16 protein-coding genes are annotated in these 18,678 nt (G+C 71.9%); 8 read left to right on the top strand and 8 right to left on the bottom strand.

Features of this window, described 5'->3' with window-relative positions; all coding sequences use genetic code 11:
* Nucleotides 1–87: 87 nt before the first annotated feature.
* From AMK29_RS15380 to AMK29_RS15370, 3 genes are all read left to right on the top strand, one after another.
* On the top strand, nt 88–1,647 hold the full coding sequence (locus tag AMK29_RS15380) for a cellulase family glycosylhydrolase (protein ID WP_079196894.1): 1,560 nt from the start codon (nt 88–90) through the stop codon (nt 1,645–1,647).
* Between the two features lie 17 nt (nt 1,648–1,664).
* On the top strand, nt 1,665–3,410 hold the full coding sequence (locus AMK29_RS15375; protein ID WP_073813044.1) for a glycoside hydrolase family 6 protein: 1,746 nt from the start codon (nt 1,665–1,667) through the stop codon (nt 3,408–3,410).
* A gap of 192 nt (nt 3,411–3,602) precedes the next feature.
* The gene (locus AMK29_RS15370) at nt 3,603–4,352 is read left to right on the top strand and encodes a D-Ala-D-Ala carboxypeptidase family metallohydrolase (RefSeq protein WP_073813041.1); all 750 of its coding nucleotides are present in this window, start codon (nt 3,603–3,605) and stop codon (nt 4,350–4,352) included.
* 42 nt (nt 4,353–4,394) lie between these two features.
* Here AMK29_RS15370 and AMK29_RS15365 read toward each other — a convergent pair whose 3' ends face one another.
* Nucleotides 4,395–5,423, bottom strand: coding sequence for a LacI family DNA-binding transcriptional regulator (locus AMK29_RS15365; protein ID WP_073813038.1), 1,029 nt, complete (start codon nt 5,421–5,423; stop codon nt 4,395–4,397).
* Between the two features lie 370 nt (nt 5,424–5,793).
* Here AMK29_RS15365 and AMK29_RS15360 point away from each other — a divergent pair, with 370 nt between their 5' ends.
* The 4 genes from AMK29_RS15360 to AMK29_RS15345 all read left to right on the top strand — a co-directional run bounded on the left by AMK29_RS15360 (nt 5,794) and on the right by AMK29_RS15345 (nt 10,670).
* Nucleotides 5,794–7,143, top strand: a complete 1,350-nt coding sequence (locus tag AMK29_RS15360; RefSeq protein WP_073813035.1) for an ABC transporter substrate-binding protein — start codon at nt 5,794–5,796, stop codon at nt 7,141–7,143.
* Nucleotides 7,144–7,235: 92 nt separating this feature from the next.
* On the top strand, nt 7,236–8,240 hold the full coding sequence (locus AMK29_RS15355; protein ID WP_073813032.1) for a carbohydrate ABC transporter permease: 1,005 nt from the start codon (nt 7,236–7,238) through the stop codon (nt 8,238–8,240).
* A 4-nt stretch (nt 8,241–8,244) separates the two neighbouring features.
* Nucleotides 8,245–9,159, top strand: a complete 915-nt coding sequence (locus tag AMK29_RS15350; protein ID WP_073813030.1) for a carbohydrate ABC transporter permease — start codon at nt 8,245–8,247, stop codon at nt 9,157–9,159.
* A 77-nt stretch (nt 9,160–9,236) separates the two neighbouring features.
* Complete coding sequence (locus tag AMK29_RS15345) at nt 9,237–10,670, top strand: GH1 family beta-glucosidase (RefSeq protein WP_073813027.1); 1,434 nt, start codon at nt 9,237–9,239, stop codon at nt 10,668–10,670.
* Between the two features lie 64 nt (nt 10,671–10,734).
* Here the strand turns inward: AMK29_RS15345 and AMK29_RS15340 are convergent, their stop codons facing one another.
* Complete coding sequence (locus AMK29_RS15340) at nt 10,735–11,205, bottom strand: hypothetical protein (RefSeq protein ID WP_241845374.1); 471 nt, start codon at nt 11,203–11,205, stop codon at nt 10,735–10,737.
* Between the two features lie 166 nt (nt 11,206–11,371).
* Entirely contained in the window at nt 11,372–12,109 is a 738-nt protein-coding gene (locus AMK29_RS15335) for an IclR family transcriptional regulator (RefSeq protein WP_073813022.1), read from the bottom strand.
* A gap of 147 nt (nt 12,110–12,256) precedes the next feature.
* Between AMK29_RS15335 and AMK29_RS15330 the strand changes: the two genes are divergently transcribed.
* On the top strand, nt 12,257–13,192 hold the full coding sequence (locus tag AMK29_RS15330; protein ID WP_073813020.1) for a glycerophosphodiester phosphodiesterase: 936 nt from the start codon (nt 12,257–12,259) through the stop codon (nt 13,190–13,192).
* A 42-nt stretch (nt 13,193–13,234) separates the two neighbouring features.
* Here the strand turns inward: AMK29_RS15330 and AMK29_RS15325 are convergent, their stop codons facing one another.
* From AMK29_RS15325 to AMK29_RS15305, 5 genes are all read right to left on the bottom strand, one after another.
* A complete protein-coding gene (locus AMK29_RS15325; RefSeq protein ID WP_073813017.1) occupies nt 13,235–14,299 on the bottom strand; it encodes a CU044_5270 family protein in 1,065 nt (354 codons plus the stop codon).
* Complete coding sequence (locus AMK29_RS15320; RefSeq protein WP_073813015.1) at nt 14,296–14,961, bottom strand: RNA polymerase sigma factor; 666 nt, start codon at nt 14,959–14,961, stop codon at nt 14,296–14,298. Before AMK29_RS15320 ends, AMK29_RS15325 begins: the two co-directional genes overlap by 4 nt.
* Nucleotides 14,958–15,512 carry an HD domain-containing protein gene (locus AMK29_RS15315; RefSeq protein ID WP_073813012.1) on the bottom strand — a complete coding sequence of 185 codons (555 nt, stop codon included), beginning with the start codon at nt 15,510–15,512 and terminating at the stop codon, nt 14,958–14,960. The genes AMK29_RS15320 and AMK29_RS15315 overlap by 4 nt, the downstream gene beginning before the upstream one ends.
* Nucleotides 15,513–15,566: 54 nt before the next feature.
* The gene (locus AMK29_RS15310; protein ID WP_073813009.1) at nt 15,567–17,843 is read right to left on the bottom strand and encodes an MMPL family transporter; all 2,277 of its coding nucleotides are present in this window, start codon (nt 17,841–17,843) and stop codon (nt 15,567–15,569) included.
* Nucleotides 17,844–17,967: 124 nt separating this feature from the next.
* Nucleotides 17,968–18,672 (bottom strand): DUF2470 domain-containing protein, encoded by a 705-nt coding sequence (locus AMK29_RS15305; RefSeq protein WP_073813006.1) that lies wholly within the window; start codon nt 18,670–18,672, stop codon nt 17,968–17,970.
* Nucleotides 18,673–18,678 lie beyond the last annotated feature (6 nt).

Here is an 18,678-nt window from a genome sequence, read left to right as displayed (position 1 = left end):
TTGCCGCTACGGTCTGCCCGACCAGTGGGAGCGAATCCGTCCGGCCGGCGCACCGTCAGGGTGTGCCCTCGCTGCGAGGACTCGCTCATGCGACATCCCCCACGCCTGTCGGCGCTGCTCTCCGGAGTGGCGCTCGCGATGGCGAGCACCGCGTTCGCCCTCATGGGTACGGCCTCAGGAGCCGCGGCCGCACCCGTCTGCACGGTGGAGTACTCGGTTGTCGGCCAGTGGGCCGGCGGCTACCAGGGTGCCGTCACCGTCACCAACAACAGTTCCGCGCTGAACGGCTGGAGCCTCGGCTTCGGCTTCCCCGCCGGCCAGGTCGTCAGCCAGGGCTGGGGCGGAAAGTGGTCCCAGTCCGGCACGGACGTCACGGTCGTGAACGAGAGCTGGAACGCCGCGCTCGGCACGGGCGCGAAGGTCTCGGGCGGCTTCATCGCCTCCTGGTCGGGCGCCAACACGGCGCCCACCGCGTTCACGCTCAACGGCACGCCCTGCGCCACGGACGGGAGCACCCCGACCCCGACCCCGACCCCGACCGACCCCACCAGTCCCCCGACCGAACCGCCCACCACTCCCCCGACCACTCCCCCGACGCCCCCTCCGACTCCTCCCCCGCCGACCCCGGTCACCGGCGCGCCCGAACTCGGCGTGGTCGGGAACAAGTTCGTCGACCAGAACGGCGCGGTCCGCCGCCTGCTCGGCGTCAACCGCTCCGGCGGCGAGTTCATGTGCGTCCAGGGCCACGGCATCTGGGACGGTCCCGTCGACGACGCCTCGATCAAGGCGATCGCCGGCTGGAAGGCCAACACGGTCCGCATCCCCCTCAACGAGGAGTGCTGGCTCGGCCTGGACAACATCAAGCCCGAGTACCGCGGCGCGAACTACACGAACGCCGTGAAGGACCTGGTGACCAGGGTCCTCGCCCACGGCATGACCCCTGTCCTCGAACTGCACTGGACCCACGGCCAGTACACCGGCAACTCGGCCGGCTGCTCCGACGCGCACGCCTCCTGCCAGAAGCCGATGCCGAACGCCCGGTACACCCCGGCCTTCTGGACCTCGGTGGCGAACACCTTCAAGCACGACGAGCGGGTCGTCCTCGACCTGTTCAACGAGCCCTATCCGGACCGGGCGACCTCCACCGCGGCACAGGCCTGGTCCTGCTGGCGCGACGGCGGCACCTGCCCCGGCATCGGCTACGAGGTCGCCGGCATGCAGGACCTGGTGGACGCGGTCCGGGCGACGGGGGCGAAGAACCTCGTCCTCGTCCCGGGCATCGCGTACTCCAACGACCTGAGCCAGTGGCTCACGTACCGCCCCACGGACCCGGCGGAGAATCTGGCCGCCGCCTGGCACGTCTACAACTTCAACACCTGCTCCACCGAGACGTGCTGGAACGACACCCTCGCCCCGGTAGCCGCCCAGGTACCTCTGCTGGCGGGCGAGATCGGTGAGAACACCTGCGGACACGCGTTCGTCGACCGCGTCATGAAGTGGTTCGACGACCGCGGCCTCTCGTACCTGGGCTGGACCTGGAACACCTGGAACTGCGCCTCGGGTCCCGCCCTGATCAGTTCGTACGACGGCACTCCCACCGCATTCGGCATCGGGCTGCGCGACCACCTGCGCGCCCGCACCCCCTGAAAGGAATCCCCACCCGCATGAGCCGCACCCGTAGCACCAGCCGCACCGCCCTGTTGGCGGCCCTCGGCCTCATCACGGCCACCGGGGCCACCGCCACCGTCCTCGGCACCGCCACCGCCGGCGCCGCCGCCCCCGGCTGCAAGGTCACCTACCAGGTCACCAACCAGTGGAGCACCGGCTTCGGGACCAACGTGACCGTCACCAACACCGGTGACCCGGTCTCCGCCTGGACCCTGGAGTGGACCTACGCCGGCAACCAGCAGGTCACCCAGGGCTGGAACGCCACCATCACCCAGTCCGGCGCCGCCGTCACCGCCAAGAACGTCTCCTACAACGGGACCCTGGCCACCGGCGGTTCCACCTCCTTCGGCTTCAACGGCTCGTACAGCGGCACCAACGCCGTGCCCGCGACCTTCAAGCTGAACGGCGTCGTCTGCAACGGGGCCACCGAGCCGACGGAGCCCCCGACCACCCCGCCGACCACTCCCCCGACGACCCCGCCGCCGGCCGGCACCAAGGCGGACAACCCGTACGCCGGCGCCAAGGTGTACGTGAACCCCGAATGGTCCGCGAAGGCGGCGGCCGAGCCGGGGGGCACCAGGATCTCCGGCCAGCCCACCGGCGTCTGGCTGGACCGCATCGCCGCCATCAACGGCTCCGCCACCTCCATGGGTCTGCGCGCCCACCTCGACGAGGCCCTGAAGCAGAAGGGCAGCGGCGAGCTCGTCGTCCAGCTGGTCGTCTACAACCTGCCGGGCCGCGACTGTGCCGCGCTCGCCTCCAACGGCGAGCTCGGCCCGACCGAGATCGGCCGCTACAAGACCGAGTACATCGACCCGATCGCCGCGATCCTCGGCGACCCCAAGTACGCGGGCCTGAGGATCGTCACCACGGTCGAGATCGACTCGCTGCCGAACCTGGTCACCAACGTCTCCGGCCGCCCGACGGCCACGCCCAACTGTGACGTCATGAAGGCCAACGGCAACTACATCACCGGCGTGGGCTACGCGCTCAAGAAGCTGGGCTCGATCGGCAACGTCTACAACTACGTGGACGCCGGCCACCACGGCTGGCTCGGCTGGGACGACAACTTCGGCGCCTCCGCCGAGCTGTTCAAGCAGGCCGCCACGGCCGAGGGCTCCACGGTCTCCAACGTCCACGGCTTCATCGTCAACACCGCCAACTACAGCGCCCTGAAGGAGAACAACTTCAAGATCGAGGACTCCGTCAACGGCGTCTCCGTGCGCCAGTCGAAGTGGGTCGACTGGAACCGGTACACCGACGAGCTGTCCTACGCCCAGGCCATGCGGACCAAGCTGGTCTCGCTCGGCTTCGACAGCAACCTCGGCATGCTGATCGACACCTCCCGCAACGGCTGGGGCGGCACCCAGCGGCCCACCGGCCCGGGCGCCCTGACCAGCGTCGACACCTACGTCAACGGGGGCAAGTACGACCGCCGCATCCACCTCGGCAACTGGTGCAACCAGTCCGGCGCGGGCCTCGGCGAACGACCCACGGCGGCCCCGGCCGCGGGCATCGACGCGTACGTCTGGATGAAGCCGCCGGGCGAGTCCGACGGCGCCTCCAAGGAGATCCCGAACAACGAGGGCAAGGGCTTCGACCGGATGTGCGACCCCACCTACACGGGCAACGCCCGTAACGGGAACAGCATGTCGGGCGCGCTGCCGGACGCCCCGATCTCGGGCCAGTGGTTCTCGGCCCAGTTCCAGGAGCTCATGAAGAACGCGTACCCGGCGCTGTAGGCCGACCGGGAAACCCGAGCACCAGCGGTGCCGCATCCGTCCGGGGGGACGGGTGCGGCACCGCCGCGCGCGCCGACGGCCCGTCATTGGTCGGACAACTGGCAGTGCCCCGGCGTGGTTGACGCGCGTATACCGCAGCGTCCACTCTGCCCGTGGCAGGTGCACATCAACACTCTGACGGAGGCCCGCACGATGCACGGACGCGTTCTCCCCGCACCCCTTCCCAGATTCCTCCTCGTCCTCGCCCTCCTCGTCAGCGGCCTGGCGGGCGTCGTCGCCACCGCCGGGACCGCCCGGGCGGACGGCTGCTACACCTGGTCGCGCACCCTGTCCCAGGGAGCTTCCGGCGCCGACGTGACCCAGCTGCAGATCCGCGTGGCCGGGTACCCCGGCAGCGGGGGCGTGCTGGCGATCGACGGGTCCTACGGGCCCGCCACCGTCGCCGCCGTCCAGCGCTTCCAGTCCGCCTACGGCCTCGGCGCCGACGGCGTCGCCGGACCCGCGACCTTCTCGAAGCTCTACGCGCTCCAGGACGACGACTGCACGCCCATCCACTTCTCCTACGCCGAACTGAACAACTGCAACAGCACCTGGGCGGGCGGCGCGGTGAGCGCCACCACCGCCAAGGCCAACGCCCTGCGCACCATGTGGAAGCTGGAGGCGCTGCGCCACGCCCTCGGCGACGAACCCATCCGGGTCACCAGCGGCTTCCGCAGCCACGCCTGCAACGACGCGGTCGGCGGCGCCGCGTCGAGCCGCCACCTCTACGGGGACGCGGCCGATCTCGGCTCCGGCCCGCACTCGCTGTGCCGGCTCGCGCAGCAGGCCCGGAACCACGGCTTCAACGGCATCCTCGGGCCCGGCTACGCCGGCCATGACGACCACACCCACCTCGACCACCGCGGCAGCCGCTTCTGGTCCGCCCCCAGCTGCGGCATCTGATCCGTCCGGCGCGAGCGCGGGCACGCCACGGCGTGCCCGCGCTCAGCAGGACTCGCGCACCACGAGCTCCGTCGGCAGGACACGGCGGACGGCCGCGGCCCCGTCCCGCGCGCCCGCGATCTCCTGGAGCAGCATCCGCGCCATCGTGCGGCCCATCTCCTCGATGGGCTGGCGCACGCTCGTCAGCGGCGGGTCCATCAGCCGCGCCACCGCCGAGTCGTCGACGCCGACCAGGGCCACGTCCTCGGGCACCCGGCGCCCCGCGTCGCGCAGCGCTCCGCGCGCTCCCGCCGCCATCACGTCGGATGCGGCGAAGACGGCGTCCAGGTCCGGCCTGCGGTCGAGCAGTTCCCGCATGGCCCGCCGGCCGCCCTCCTCGGTGAAGTCCCCCGTCGACACCAGTGCCTCGTCGGGCCCGAGTCCGGCCTCCGCGAGTCCCGCCCGGTAGCCGCCGAGGCGGGCGCGCGCCACGTACATGTCGAGCGGTCCGGTGACGGTCGCGATCCTGCTCCGGCCGCGTCCCACGAGGTGCGCGACGGCCGCGCGCCCGGCCCCGATGTTGTCGGAGTCGACGTACGGCACGGGCTCGGCCTCCGCGCGGCGCCCGTTCATGACGACCGGCAGGCCCATGTCCCTGATCCGGTCGGGCAGCGGGTCATCGCCGTGGACGGAGGCGAGCAGCACGCCGTCGACGCGCTGGGCCGCGAGGTACTGCTCGAAGCGCTGCCGCTCCTGCTCGCTGCGGACCAGTGTCAGCAGCAACTGCTTGTCGGCTTCGGCGAGTTCGGCGCTGACCCCGCGGATGAGGTCGAGGAAGTAGGGCTCGGCGAAGAGTCGGGCCTCGGCCTCGGGAATGACGAGCGCGATGGCGTCGGTGCGGCTGCCGGCCAGGGCGCGGGCGGCCTGGTTGGGCACGTAGCCGAGTTCGGCGACGGCCCGGGCGACGGCCGTTCTGGTCTGCTCGCTCACCCGCGGGGAGCCGTTGATCACCCGGGAGACCGTGCCCCGGCCGACCCCGGCCCTGGCGGCGACCTGCTCCAGGGTGGGTCTGCCGCTCTGCCGTCCGCTCACAACTCCCGAACTCCCCTCGTAGGACAACGCGCAGCTCACCACCGGCCCGCCAGGAACGAAAGCAGCAGTGGGAGCGCTCCCACCGTAGTCCACTTCCTCGCCCCCGCGCCACGCGCGTGCGTTCAGGAGGTGACGCGAACTCCGCGCCGTCGAGCCGCGAAACCCCCGGAAAACCTTCCGGTAACGAAACCGCGTTCATGTCTTGACACCCGTACCCGCCAGGCAGCAACCTTCCGGCAACGACGTGGGAGCGCTCCCATCCGGGACGCGCACAGCCTTGCATCAGGTCCTGGCAGGCGCCGCCGAGCCGCGATCAGCCGGCCGGGCCTCATGGCGCACAACGAGCACCACCTTGGACGAGGAGAGTGGAATGCGCACTTCCAGCAGCAGACGCGGACGCCGTGCGGCGATCGCGGCGGTCGCCGTCGTCGTGACCGGCACGACCCTGCTCACCGGTTGCGGCAGCGACGACGACAACGGCAAGGGCGGCACCGGCGGCAAGGCCGGAGAGAAGATCACGCTCCGGGTCGGTACCTTCGGTTCCTTCGGCTACGACAACAAGACCGGCGCCAAGCTCTACGCCGAGTACGAGCGGCTCCACCCGAACATCAAGATCGAGGAGTCGAACGTCTCCGACGGTCAGAAGTACTGGGACACCCTGAAGCTGCGCCTCTCCCAGAACAGCGGCCTCGCCGACATCCAGGCCGTCGAGGTCGGATACATCGCCGAGGCGACCGGACCGGCCATGGCCGGCAAGTGGGTCGACCTGGGCAAGGAGGGCGGCGCCAAGCCCGAGGACTTCCTGGACTGGAAGGTCAAGCAGGCGACGACCGCCGACGGCAAGCTCATCGGCCTCGGCACGGACATCGGCCCCATGGCCATCTGCTACAACAAGGACCTCTTCGCCAAGGCCAAGCTGCCGACCGAGCGCGACGCCGTCGGCAAGCTGTGGTCCGGCGACTGGGCCAAGTTCATCGCGACCGGCGAGAAGTACAAGGCCGCCGCGCCGGCCGGCACCGCCTTCCACGACTCGGCGAGCGGCCTCTTCAACGCCGTCGTCTCCAGCGACCCGGTGCAGTACGCCAACACCAGCGGCGAACTCGACTGGGAGAACAGCCCCGGCGTGAAGAAGGCCTGGGAGACCGCCGTCAAGGCGGCCCAGGGCGGCCTCACCGCCAAGCTGCGCCAGTTCGACGAGAAGGGCACCTGGAACGCGGCCTTCAAGAACGGCAAGTTCGCCACCGTCGCGTGCCCCAGCTGGATGACCGGCATCATCAAGGACCAGGCGGGTCCGGCCAACCAGGGCAAGTGGGACATCGCCGCACCGCCGGTGGCCGGCAACTGGGGAGGCGCCTTCCTCGCCGTGCCGAAGTCCGGGAAGCACACCAAGGAGGCCGCCGCGCTGGCCGCCTGGCTGACGGCCCCCGAGCAGCACGCCAAGGTGTTCGCTGTGAACGGCAACATCCCCTCGTCCAAGGACACGCTCACCTCGTCCACCGTCCAGGACGCCAAGCTGCCGTACTTCGGTGACACCCCCGTCGGCAAGATCTTCTCCAGCGCGGCGGCCGGGATCACGCCCGCCGTCATCAGCCGCTACGACGGCCAGGTGAAGACCTTCCTCACCGACAACGGCATCCTCGACATCGAGCAGCGCGGCACCGACCCGGCCAAGGCCTGGGAGAACGTCAAGAAGCTGGTCGACGACAAGATCGACCAGTAGCGGGGGCGTCTGCCGGTCCGCCGCCGCTCCCGGGCGGCGGCGGACCGGCACCGTCCGCACCACCGCACGCATCGACCTGGAAGGACGCCCCCGTGGCCACCTCCGTTCGGGCGAGGCCCGACGGCTCCCCGCCGCCCGCCGCACCGCCCTCCTCCCCCGGCCAGCGTGGCCGCCACTCCTCCCGGGGCAGCTGGCGCAGCACGCTCTACCGCTGGGACCTCAAGGCGATCCCGTACGTCTTCGTCGCCCCCTTCTTCCTCACCTTCGCCGCCTTCGGGCTCTTCCCCCTGATCTACACCGGCTGGCTCTCGCTCAACCGGGTCGAGCTCGGCGGCGACCCGACGTGGAAGGGCTTCGAGAACTACACCGACCTCGCGACCAGCGAGTTCTTCTGGAACGCGCTCTTCAACACCTTCACCATCGGGGTGCTCTCGACCGTTCCGCAGCTGCTCATGGCCCTGGGCCTGGCGCACCTGCTCAACTACAAGCTCCGCGGGCGCGGCTTCTTCCGGGTCGCGATCCTCGCCCCGTACGCCACCTCGATCGCGGCGGCGACCCTGGTCTTCGCCCAGCTGTTCAACACCGACTACGGGATGATCAACGGCGTCCTGGGCTGGGTCGGCTTCGACCCGGTGAACTGGGAGTCGTCCAAGTGGCCGGCGCAGATCGCGATCTCGGTGATCGTCACCTGGCGCTGGACCGGCTACAACGCGCTGATCTACCTGGCCGCCATGCAGGCCGTGCCGCAGGACCTGTACGAGGCGGCCTCGCTGGACGGGGCCTCGCGGTGGCGCCAGTTCATCAGCGTCACGATCCCCTCCATCCGGCCGACGATCCTCTTCACGATCGTCGTCTCCACCATCGGCGCCACCCAGCTCTTCGGTGAGCCGATGCTCTTCGGCGGCAGCGTCGGCATCAGCGGCGGCAGCGGCAACCAGTTCCAGACGCTGAGCCTGCTGATGTACGAGAAGGGGTGGATCACCGGCGCGCTGGGCCAGGCCTCGGCCATCGCCTGGGTCATGCTGCTGCTCCTGCTGCTCGTCGGCGGCGTCCAGGCGCTCGTCTCCCGCCACAACCGCAAGAAGCTGGGGGGCTGACCCGATGGCCCGCACACTCGACACGACACCGCCGATCGAGACCGAGGCACCTGCGGAGGCCCGCAGGGGAAACCGCTTCCGTCAGACGGCCGGCCGCCAGCACCACGCGGGGCCGCTCACCTACGTCCTGCTCGTCGTGGCCGCGTTCGTCTCCCTCTTCCCGCTGTACTGGAACGTGGTCGCCGCCTCGCACTCCGGCGAGCGGGTCGTGGAGGCCCCGGCTCCGCTGCTGCCCGGCTCCCGCCTCATGGACAACCTCAGCTTCGCCTGGAACCAGGTCGACATGGGCGAGGCGCTGATCAACACGACGGTCGTGGCGAGCCTGGTGGCGCTGTCCACCGTCCTGTTCTCCACGCTCGCCGGGTTCGCCTTCGCCAAGCTGCCCTTCCGGGGCCGGGGCATGATGCTCTCCCTCGTGGTCGCCACCATGACGATCCCGCCGCAGCTCAGCGTCATCCCGCTGTACCGGATCATCACCGACCTCGGCTGGTTCGACCAGCTCCAGTCGGTCGTGTTGCCCTCGCTGGTCGCCGCCTTCGGTGTCTTCTTCATGCGCCAGTTCCTGCTGGAGGCGCTGCCGATGGAGCTGGTGGAGGCGGCCCGGATGGACGGCGCCCACAGCCTCCGGATCATCTGGCACGTGGTCTTCCCGGTGGCGAGGCCGGCCATGGCCGTGCTCGGCATGCTGGTCTTCGTCCAGGCGTGGAACGACTTCTTCTGGCCCTTCATCGCCCTCACCCCGGACGGCAGTCCGACCCTCCAGGTGGCGCTCGCCGGTCTCGGCGCGGGCAACCACACGGTGGACCACGCCGTCGTGCTGACGGGCGCCCTGATATCCACCGTGCCGCTGCTGCTCGTCTTCGCCTTCCTCGGCAAGCACATCGTGGGCGGCATCACGGCCGGCGCCGTCAAGAGCTGACGGCCCGCCACCTCTCCGTACCGCACGTGACGCACACACCGCACGTGACCCCGTACCCGCGTTGGGAGCTCTCTCCTATGACCGCGTCCGAAACCCGGCCGCTCACCGCCACCCGCTCGTTCCCGCCCGACTTCCTCTGGGGCGCGGCCACCGCCGCGTACCAGATCGAGGGAGCCGCGGCGGAGGACGGCCGTACCCCCTCCATCTGGGACACCTTCTCGCACACCCCCGGCAAGGTCTTCGAGGGCCACACCGGCGACGTCGCCGTGGACCACTACCACCGGTTCCGCGAGGACGTCGGCATCATGTCCGAACTCGGCCTGAACTCCTACCGGTTCTCCGTCTCCTGGTCCCGGGTGCAGCCCACCGGCCGGGGGCCCGCCGTCCAGAAGGGCCTGGACTTCTACCGGGCGCTCGTCGACGAGCTGCTCGCCGCCGGGATCGAACCGTCGCTCACCCTCTACCACTGGGACCTCCCGCAGGAGCTGGAGGACGCGGGCGGCTGGCCCGAGCGCGCGACCGCCGAGCGGTTCGCCGAGTACGCGGGGATCGTCGCCGACGCGCTCGGCGACCGCGTGACCCGCTGGACCACGCTCAACGAGCCCTGGTGCAGCGCCTTCCTCGGGTACGGCTCGGGGGTCCACGCCCCGGGCCGCACCGACCCGGTGGCCTCGCTGCGCGCCGCCCACCACCTCAACCTCGGGCACGGCCTCGCGGTGCAGGCGCTGCGGTCGGCGCTGCCCGCGGACCGGCTGCTCTCGGTCTCGCTGAACCTGCACGAGGTGCGGCCGCTGACCGGTTCCGCCGGTGACCTGGAGGCGGCCCGCCGGATCGACGCCGTCGGCAACCGGGTCTGGCTGGGCCCGATGCTGGAGGGCGCCTACCCGGAGGACCTGATCCGTGACACGGCGCGGCTGACCGACTGGTCCTTCGTCGAGGACGGGGACACCGCGGCGATCCACCAGCCGCTGGACCTGCTCGCGATCAACTACTACGCGCCGACGATCGTCTCGGAGGTGGCGGAGGGCGCCGAGAAGCCGCAGGACGACGGTCACGGCAACAGCGAGTTCTCGCCGTGGCCCGGCGCGGACTCGGTCGCCTTCCACCGGGGTCCTGGCGAGCCGACCGCGATGGGCTGGGCGGTCGACCCGGGCGCGCTGTACGACCTGCTGAGCCGGGTGTCCGAGGCGTATCCCGAGCTCCCGCTGGTCATCAGCGAGAACGGGGCCGCGTACGAGGACGTGGTGTCCCCGGACGGCTCGGTGCACGACCCGGAGCGCGCCGCGTACGTCCACGCCCATCTGGAGGCGGTGCACCGGGCGATCGGCGACGGGGTGGACGTGCGCGGGTACTTCCTGTGGTCGCTGCTCGACAACTTCGAGTGGGCGTACGGCTACGCGAAGCGGTTCGGCGCGGTGCGGGTGGACTACGACACCCTGGAGCGGACGCCGAAGTCGAGTGCCCGCTGGTACGCGCGGGTGGCGCGCACGGGTGAGCTGCACGCCCCCTGAGGTCACAACGAGAAGGCCGTGCCGGGTTCGCCGGCACGGCCTTGCCTCATGGGGTGGGCGTCGGTCAGATGTCGACGACGCGGTAGGCGATGACGTAGACGCCGCCGGAGCCCTCCACGGTGCGCCACTGGGTCTCGGCGCCGACCTCGCTGCCGGTGACGAGCGTGGCGCCGAGCTTGTCGTCGCCGCTGGTCGAGTCGTAGTCCCAGAGGGTCATCGTGCGGGCCTGCTCCTTGCCGAGGATGAGGGCCGCGTTGCCGTTGCCGTCGGCCATGGAGCGGACGTACCCGGTGCCCATGGTCTGGTACTTGATGCCGTTGCCGGGCCAGACCTTGACGGGATTGCCGTTGGCGTCCGTGATCTTGAGGTACGCCTCGTCGTGGTCGCCCTCGCTGTTCTTCTGGCAGTGCAGTTCGAGCAGCTCGATCTTCACGTAGTCGATCGGCTCGGCCTGGGCGGTGCCGGCGAAGACGCCGATGCTGCCGAGTCCGAGAAGGGCGGTGGCGGCCGTTCGGACGATCCGGTTCTTGCGCATGTGGTCCCCCCACACATCGGGTCACTCTCGTGACGGTGGTCCCGGCCCGCCTCGCTCGGCGGGGCCGGTGTGCCGTTCCCCTCGGCACATCACCTACTGTGCCCGTCCGCCCCCGCCGGTTCTACGCGCGTTCCGCTGGACGGAACAGCGCCGCCGGACGGCCGGTTCAGAGCACCGGCGCGGCCGCCGGGACCCTGCTCCTCGGCCCTCCCCTGGCGAGCGCGCGGCTGATCGCGGCGCCCGCCTCGGCGACGCCCCGGGCGAGCGCGTCGAGCGGCCGGCCGGCCGGGACCATGCCGGCGAGGGCGGCGACGGTACGCCCGTCCGGGGTGCGGATCGGCAGCGAGGCGCAGCACACGCCGTCCATGACGTCCTCGCGGTCGAGGATCGCGCCCCCGCGGAGGGGTCCCCGCAGCGCCTTTCCGGCGGCGGTGTCGAGCCGGAACGCGAGGCCGTCCCGTACCGGGAGCAGCGGTTCCAGGTCTCCGGGCACGGAGCCGATCGTGATCGCCATGTCCTCGCGCAGTACGGCGAGGACCACGCTCGCGCCGGTGGCGGCCCGGAGCCGCTGGAGCGGCAGCCGGGCGGCGGGCCGCAGCCCGGGGTGCGGCTCCCAGGCCTGGCCGAGGCGGTAGAGCTGCGGTCCGACCCGGTAGCGGTTGCCCTTCCGTTCGACGGCGCCGAGTGTGACGAGTTGGTCGAGCAGCCGGTGGACGCTGCCCTTGGGCACTCCGCAGAGGAGCGCCAGCTCGGTCACCCCGGCCTCGTCGCCGCTCCTGCGCAGGGCGTCGAGCAGGGCGAACGCCCCTTCGAGCACCCCCCGGCCGCGGCCCTGCACGGTGTCGCGGCCGGTTCCCCGCGCCGCCTCGCCGTCGCGTCTGTGGGCGGTGCTTCCGCTGTCCATGAGTCCCCCCGACTGCCACGCCCGGCCGTGGACCCCCGATGGTTCGGCTCCGGGCACACCCCCACGGTGCCGCAGTCCGGGCGATTCCCGCCAAGGGTTCGGGGCGCCCGTCGTGTCGCAGGGCGGTGCCCCGTAGGGTGTCCGGACATGAGAGACGCTCACCCGCCCACCTCCCGGAACCGTCGTCGTACGGTCGTCGGACTGGTCGCCGTGGCCACGGCCGTGGCGGGGCTCGCGACCGCCTTCGTCGTCGCCGCCCCGCCCTCGCGGTCCGCGCCCCGTCCGGCCCCTGAGGTCACTGCGGCGGAGGCCACGGCGGAGGCGAGCCCCTGGATGCGCGCGGCCGGAGCGCCGCTGACGGTGATCGCCCACCGGGGTGCCTCCTCGGCGGCCCCCGAGAACACCCTGGTCTCCGACGAGGTGGCCCGGCGGGGCGGAGCGGTCTGGATCGAGAACGACGTCCAGCCCAGCAAGGACGGCGTGCCGTACATCCTCCACGACACGACCGTCGACCGGACGACCGACGGCACGGGCCCGGTCCGCTCCCTGACGTCCGCCCAGCTGGACGCCCTGGACGCCGGCTCCTGGTTCGCGCCCGCCTACGCCGGGACCCGGGTGCCGACCCTCGCCGCCCAGTTGGCGGACCTCCGCGCGCGCGGCGGGAAGCTGCTCCTGGAGATCAAGGGCCGCCACAGTCGCGCCGAGGTGGCCCGGATCGTCCAGGACGTCCGGGACCAGGGCATGACGGACCGGGTCTTCGTCCAGAGCTTCGACATCGCGTCCCTGAAGCACACCCGCGAGCTGGCGCCCGAGCTGCCGGTCGGTCTGCTGCGGGGGACGCTCGACGCCGACCCGGTCGCGCTCGCCGAGGAGCTGGACCTCGACGCGTACAACGTCTCGGACGCCGCCCTCGCCACCCGTCCGGGGCTGGTGGACGAGCTGCACGCGGCGGGTGTGGCCGTCCACGTATGGACGGTGGACAAGGCCGACCGCTGGAAGGCGCTGGACGACCTCGGCGTGGACGGCATCATCACCAACCGCCCGACCGAGCTGGGCGGCTGGTCGGCGGGCCGTACGCCCTGACCGGGGCGTACCCGGCCGGGCGCTCGGTGCCGGCCCCGGTGCCTACGGGGTGGCCTTGAGCTCGTCGACGAAGGCCCTGACCATGATCGCGTGGGTGGAGACGACGGTGCCGGGCTTGATGAGCCCGCCCTCGCCGCTGTCGCCCTTCACCTGCACGGTGCGCTCGCCGAGGAAGGTGAGGGTCCTGCTGTCGAAGATCCATTCGGTGCGGGCGCCGCTCGCCTCGTCGAGCCGGGCGACGGCGATCCCCTTGCGGCCGGCGGCGTCGGTGGCGCCGTCCACCAGGACGACACCGGGGATCTTCCCGGCGGCCTTGTAGAGCGCCGCGGTGAGCCGGGGCGTCGGCCAGCTCTCGGTCAGCAGGTCCCCGATCGTGGTGAAGGCCTGCTGGTCCCTGCCGTTGCCCTGCCCCTCGGTCTCCTCGTAGATCTTCCGCAGGAGGGCGTCGGGGTCCGTGGGGAGGGTGGCGAGGTAGTCGTGCGAAGGGGCGCCGAGGTGCGGCTTCGGGACGTTGCCGGTCTCGTCCGGGCCCGCCAGGGTGATGCCCTCGGGGCCGGTGGTGCCGGGCTCGATCAGCCAGCCGTCGAGGCCGTCCGGCGAGCGCCAGGACTGCCGGGTGTGCAGGGGCCGGCTGACGAGGCTGCTCACTCCCCCGACGCTCTTCACGTACGTGTTGGCGCTCCGCGTCTCGATGTAGACGTACTGGCCGGCGCGGCCCTTCGGGGCGTCCGCGCCGGCCGCGGCGAGCGAGATCCGGTCGAGGAGGCGGGGCGCGCCGTGCGCGTCGACGGTGCCGATCCGGGTGGTGAGGGCGGGCCCGGCGGCGAGGTCGTCGGAGCCCTGGGGCCCGCCGGGGGTGAGGAGGAGGACGCCGACGGCGAGGGCGCCGGCGAGCGCGGTCGCGGCCGGCAGGAGGATCGCCTTCCGCAGGAAGGGGTTGCGCGGGGCGCGCGGGGTGGCGGCGCGGCGGTCGTCGTGGATCTGGCTCATCAGGCGCTCCTTGTGGAACTGGTGGCGGCCCGGAGGAAGGTCGTGCTCCTCGGTCGCGGGGAGGTCTCCGTTCTCGTGTCGGTTCGCCGTACGGGGCTGGTGCGGGCCGAGGTTCATCGGATTCCTTCCTGCGCGGGCCGGACCGCGTTCACGCGATCACCTGTTGTCTGTCGGGCGCGGGGGGCGGGTTCCCGTTCTCGCCGGGTGGGTTCTGCCGCCTCTCGGGCGAGTTCGGCCTCGGCTCCGGTGCGGAGCCGGGCGCGGGCGCGGGAGAGCCGGGAGCGGACGGTGCCGACGGGGACGCGGAGGGCCTTGGCCACCTCGGTGTAGGCGAGGCCTTCCCAGAGGCAGAGCACCAGGACCTCGCGTTCGGTGCGGCGGAGCGTGCCGAGGGCCCGGAGGGTGGCCGCGATGCGGCGCCGGTCGTCGATCCGGCCGGCGACCTCGGCGGCGTGGTCGGGTACCGGGGTTCCGGCCGGGCCGGCTTCGGCGTACGCGGCGGCGGCCGCCCGGTACCGGCGGTTGCCGCGGCAGTGGTTGCGGGCGACGTTGGTGGCGACGCCGAGCAGCCAGGGCCGGAGCGACCCGCCTTCGGGGTCCACCTTCCGCCGTAGCCGCCAGGCTTCCAGGAAGGTGGCCGCCATCACGTCCTCGGCGACCGACCAGTCGCCGGTCAGCCGGAAGGCGTGGTTGTAGACGCTCCGGGCGTAGGAGTCGAAGAGTTCGGCGAAGGCCGCAGGGTCTCCGTCCCGGATGCGTGCGCGCGTGTCTGTGTTCACCTCTCTGGTCTGTCCGGGCCCCGGGACGGGTTCCCGTGACCCCGGTCACACCGGGTTTCCAGTTCGTCGAGGAGCTCGGGGTTGACGACGCGCAGGATCGTCGCGATCCGCTCGGGATCGGCCGCCGCCCACAACACGTCCCGGGCCGCCCGGTACTTGAGGGCGAGTCGCTCGCGCCGGTCGGGCGGCAGCCGGTCGGCCCGGTCCGTGCGGCTGTTGTGCGCGTTGTCGGCGATCTTCACGAGGGTGGCGTCGGGATCCTCCGTGATGCGGCGGATCTTCTCCTCGTAGGGGGTACCGGGGGCGTTGGTGACGGCTTCGACGATGGTGACGACCCTGTCGGGGACCCCGGCGGCGCGGAGTGCGTCCGCCGTCCACGGGGTGTCCTCGATGACGTCGTGGAGGAGTCCGGCCATGGTCAGGTGCGGGCCGAACGGCTCCAGGCCCGCGGCGACCGCGCGGACGTGCCGGACGTACGGGACGCCGGTCTTGTCGGTCTGTCCGGCGTGCGCGCGGTCGGCGAGCGCGTCCACCTCTGCGAGGGTCTTCATCTCCCCATCATGGCGGGGCGGGTGACGGCCGGTCGTACCCGTCCCCCGGTGCGGTCAGCGCTTGCCCGTCGGTTCCGGCTCCGGGGTCACCTCGCCTTCGCCCTCGGTGTCCAGGTGGGGCAGGATCCGGTCGAGCCAACGGGGGGTCCACCAGGCGCGCCGGCCGAGGAGGGTCAGCACCGCGGGTACCAGCAGCAGGCGCACCACGGTGGCGTCGATGAGGACGCTGGCCGCGAGACCGAGTCCGAGCATCTTGACGACGATGTTGTCCGACACGATGAAGGCCGCGAAGACACTGACCATGATCAGCGCCGCGCAGGTGATGACCCGGGCGGTGATCTCCAGGGCGTGGGCCACGCTGGCCTTCGGGTCCCCGGTGCGCAGCCACGCCTCGCGGACGCGGGACAGCAGGAAGATCTCGTAGTCCATGCTGAGCCCGAAGACGATGGCGAACATCATCATCGGCACGTAGCTCTCGATGGGGACCTTGCCGGAGACGCCGAGCGCCGGCCCGCCCCAGCCCCACTGGAAGACGGCGACGACCACGCCGTACGAGGCGGCGATGGAGAGGACGTTGAGGACGGCCGCCTTCAGCGCCACGAGCAGGCCGCGGAAGACGATGAGGATGACGAGGAAGGCCAGCCCCACCACCACGGCGATGATCAGGGGGAGGCGGCTGGAGACGATGTCGAGGAAGTCCACCTGGGCGGCCGTGGTGCCGGTGACGTAGGTCTGCGCGTCGGTGCCGGCCACGGCCTGCGGCAGCACGTCGTCGACGAGGTGGTCGGTCAACCGGGTGGTCTTCTCGTCCTGCGGGGCGGCGACCGAGTAGGCGGTGCCGACCAGCACGTCCCCGTCGGAGGTGGCCTGGAGCGGGGTGATGGACGCCGCGTCCGGGACTCCGGTCAGCGCCTGCTTCAGCTTGTCGGCGAGGTCCGCCCGGTCCGAGGCGGGCACGGTCGTCTGGTCGACGACGAGGGTCAGCGGCCCGTTGGCGCCGGGCCCGAAGGCGGTGGAGACGAGGTCGTAGGCGCGGCGGTCCGTGAACGACTCGGGGTCGGCCCCGTCGCCGATGTGGCCGAGCTGGATGAAGAGCAGCGGGAACGCCAGGACGAGCAGCACCAGGACGCCGCCGGTGAGGAACCACCAGGGGCGCTTCTCGACGCGTTGCGCGCACCGGTGCCAGGTGCCGTGCGCGGGCGCTCCGGGCTCGGCGTCGGTCTCGGCCACGGGCTTGCGGACGTGGTAGCGGTCGACGCGCCTGCCGACGAGTCCGAGCATGGCCGGGACCAGGGTGAGCGCGGCGAGGACGGCGGTGACGACGGTGAAGGCGGCCGCCAGCCCCAGTTTGCCGATGAAGGTGACGCCGGAGACCCACAGACCCGAGAGGGCGATGATGACGGTGCAGCCTGATACGAGGACCGCCCGGCCGCTGGTGGTGGTCGCGAGGCCGGCCGAGTCGGCGGGATCGTGCCCGTTCATGAGGTTCTGGCGGTGGCGGGTGATGAGGAACAGCGCGTAGTCGATGCCGACGCCGAGGCCGATCATGGTCGCCAGGGTGGGAGAGACCGTGCCGAAGGTGAAGGCGGCCGCCGCCAGGCCCAGCAGGGCGAGTCCGCAGATGGCGCCGATGAGGGCCGTGACCAGGGGCAGGACGGCGGCGATGACGCTGCCGAAGCCGATGAGGAGGACCACGATGGCGACGCCGAAGCCGATCGCCTCGCTGGTGCGGTCGTCGGCCTGCGGCCGGGCCAGTTCGCCGAGCGTGCCGCCGTACTCGACGGTGACGCCGGCGTCGCGGAGCGGCTGTACGGCGGTGTCGACGCCGGGCAGGTAGCCGGTGCCGAGGGTGGACGGCGGCACGCTGAAGCGGACGGTGATGTACGCGGTCCTGCCGTCCGTGGACAGCGGGCCCGTGTTGGTGGTGCCGGCCGGCGGGGGCGGCGGGGTGGTGCCCGGTGGCGGCAGTGGGTTCTGCGCGCCGAGGACGTCGGGCAGCTTCTCCAGGGCGGCGACGGTCGAGTTGACGGCGGACGCCTCGTCCGTGAGGGGTCCGGAGGGCCTGTTCAGGACGATCTGGGCGGCGTAGCCGCCGGCCGCGGGATCGTGCGCCCTGAGGACGTCGAGGCCTTCCGCCGACTGCACCCCGGGCAGGTCGAAGTCGTCGGAGTACTGTCCTCCGACGGCCCGGTCGGTGATCTGGAGTCCCACCATCGCCGCCAGCCACAGGGCGATGACGACGACGAAGTGACGGGCGCACCAGTGCCCGAGGCGGTACAGGGCGCCCTTGGGTGGCGCGGGCCGGCGTGCGGCCGGGCTTCCTGTGTTCATGGCGAGGCCGTGTCCGGTTGGGAGGTCCCCGAGCGGTCCCCGCACCGACCGTGGGCGGGTCTACCCGTCCATTGTTCGCCTGCCGCCGCGCTCCGGCATCTCGGCCGGGGGCGCGGGCGTTCGCTCAGGTCAGCAGCCGGTTGGGGTGGGAGGAGCGGCGGGCCGCGGCGAGGAGGGCGTGCATCCGGGGGCCCGCCTCCTCGATGTCGGTGACGGGGCTCGGGAAGGGCAGTCGCACGTCCTGGTGTCCAGCGGGGTGTTCGAGCCGCAGGGTGATGCCGTAGCGGTCCAGGGCGACGGGGAGGGCGCGGACCATGTCCCGGTCGGGGCGGGGGCGGACGAGGCGCAGCAGCAGGGGCACGAGTTCGCCGTGGCCGTCGACGAGGTGGGTCAGCATCGAGGCCTCGCAGGAGGCCATCGGGTCGATGTCGGTCGCGTGGAGCTCGTCGAGGGTGATGTACGTCCGGCCCTCGGCGTCCTCCAGGAGGGCCTGGCCGAACTCCATGCAGATGCTGGCGCTCGCCTCCGGTGCGTAGGGCGCGGCCAGAAGCCCCGTCAGGGTGACCCGCGCCCGCAGCCGTTCGCGTACGGGAGTCGGGGCGATGTCCGTGAACTCCAGGCGTACGGGGATCCGCGCGGTCTGACCGGCGTGGCTCTCCTCGGACGGGTCGTGCAGGTGGATGTGCCCCATCGGCCCGGTCCCGTCCAGGAGGTGGACCTCCTGGTGGACTCCGTCGGAGACGACGGTCATCGAGTGGGCGGCCGCCAGGATCGATCGCACGCGCTCGGCGGGGGTGGGCCGCGTGGCGCGGGGGCTGAAGGGTCGCATCCGAGT

It is taken from the genome of Streptomyces sp. CB02261 (genome assembly GCF_001905665.1).
In the GTDB taxonomy this organism is placed as follows: domain Bacteria; phylum Actinomycetota; class Actinomycetes; order Streptomycetales; family Streptomycetaceae; genus Streptomyces.
This window is presented reverse-complemented; position numbering and strand designations above follow the sequence as displayed.

Bases quoted from the DNA above. Each gene is read 5' to 3' on its own strand.
- AMK29_RS15380 (WP_079196894.1), top strand. From the start codon at position 88: ATGCGACATCCCCCACGCCTGTCGGCGCTGCTCTCCGGAGTGGCGCTC.
- AMK29_RS15375 (WP_073813044.1), top strand. From the start codon at position 1,665: ATGAGCCGCACCCGTAGCACCAGCCGCACCGCCCTGTTGGCGGCCCTC.
- AMK29_RS15370 (WP_073813041.1), top strand. From the start codon at position 3,603: ATGCACGGACGCGTTCTCCCCGCACCCCTTCCCAGATTCCTCCTCGTC.
- AMK29_RS15360 (WP_073813035.1), top strand. From the start codon at position 5,794: ATGCGCACTTCCAGCAGCAGACGCGGACGCCGTGCGGCGATCGCGGCG.
- AMK29_RS15350 (WP_073813030.1), top strand. From the start codon at position 8,245: ATGGCCCGCACACTCGACACGACACCGCCGATCGAGACCGAGGCACCT.
- AMK29_RS15345 (WP_073813027.1), top strand. From the start codon at position 9,237: ATGACCGCGTCCGAAACCCGGCCGCTCACCGCCACCCGCTCGTTCCCG.
- AMK29_RS15340 (WP_241845374.1), bottom strand. From the start codon at position 11,205: ATGCGCAAGAACCGGATCGTCCGAACGGCCGCCACCGCCCTTCTCGGA.
- AMK29_RS15335 (WP_073813022.1), bottom strand. From the start codon at position 12,109: ATGGACAGCGGAAGCACCGCCCACAGACGCGACGGCGAGGCGGCGCGG.
- AMK29_RS15330 (WP_073813020.1), top strand. From the start codon at position 12,257: ATGAGAGACGCTCACCCGCCCACCTCCCGGAACCGTCGTCGTACGGTC.
- AMK29_RS15325 (WP_073813017.1), bottom strand. From the start codon at position 14,299: ATGAACCTCGGCCCGCACCAGCCCCGTACGGCGAACCGACACGAGAAC.
- AMK29_RS15315 (WP_073813012.1), bottom strand. From the start codon at position 15,512: ATGAAGACCCTCGCAGAGGTGGACGCGCTCGCCGACCGCGCGCACGCC.
- AMK29_RS15310 (WP_073813009.1), bottom strand. From the start codon at position 17,843: ATGAACACAGGAAGCCCGGCCGCACGCCGGCCCGCGCCACCCAAGGGC.
- AMK29_RS15305 (WP_073813006.1), bottom strand. From the start codon at position 18,672: ATGCGACCCTTCAGCCCCCGCGCCACGCGGCCCACCCCCGCCGAGCGC.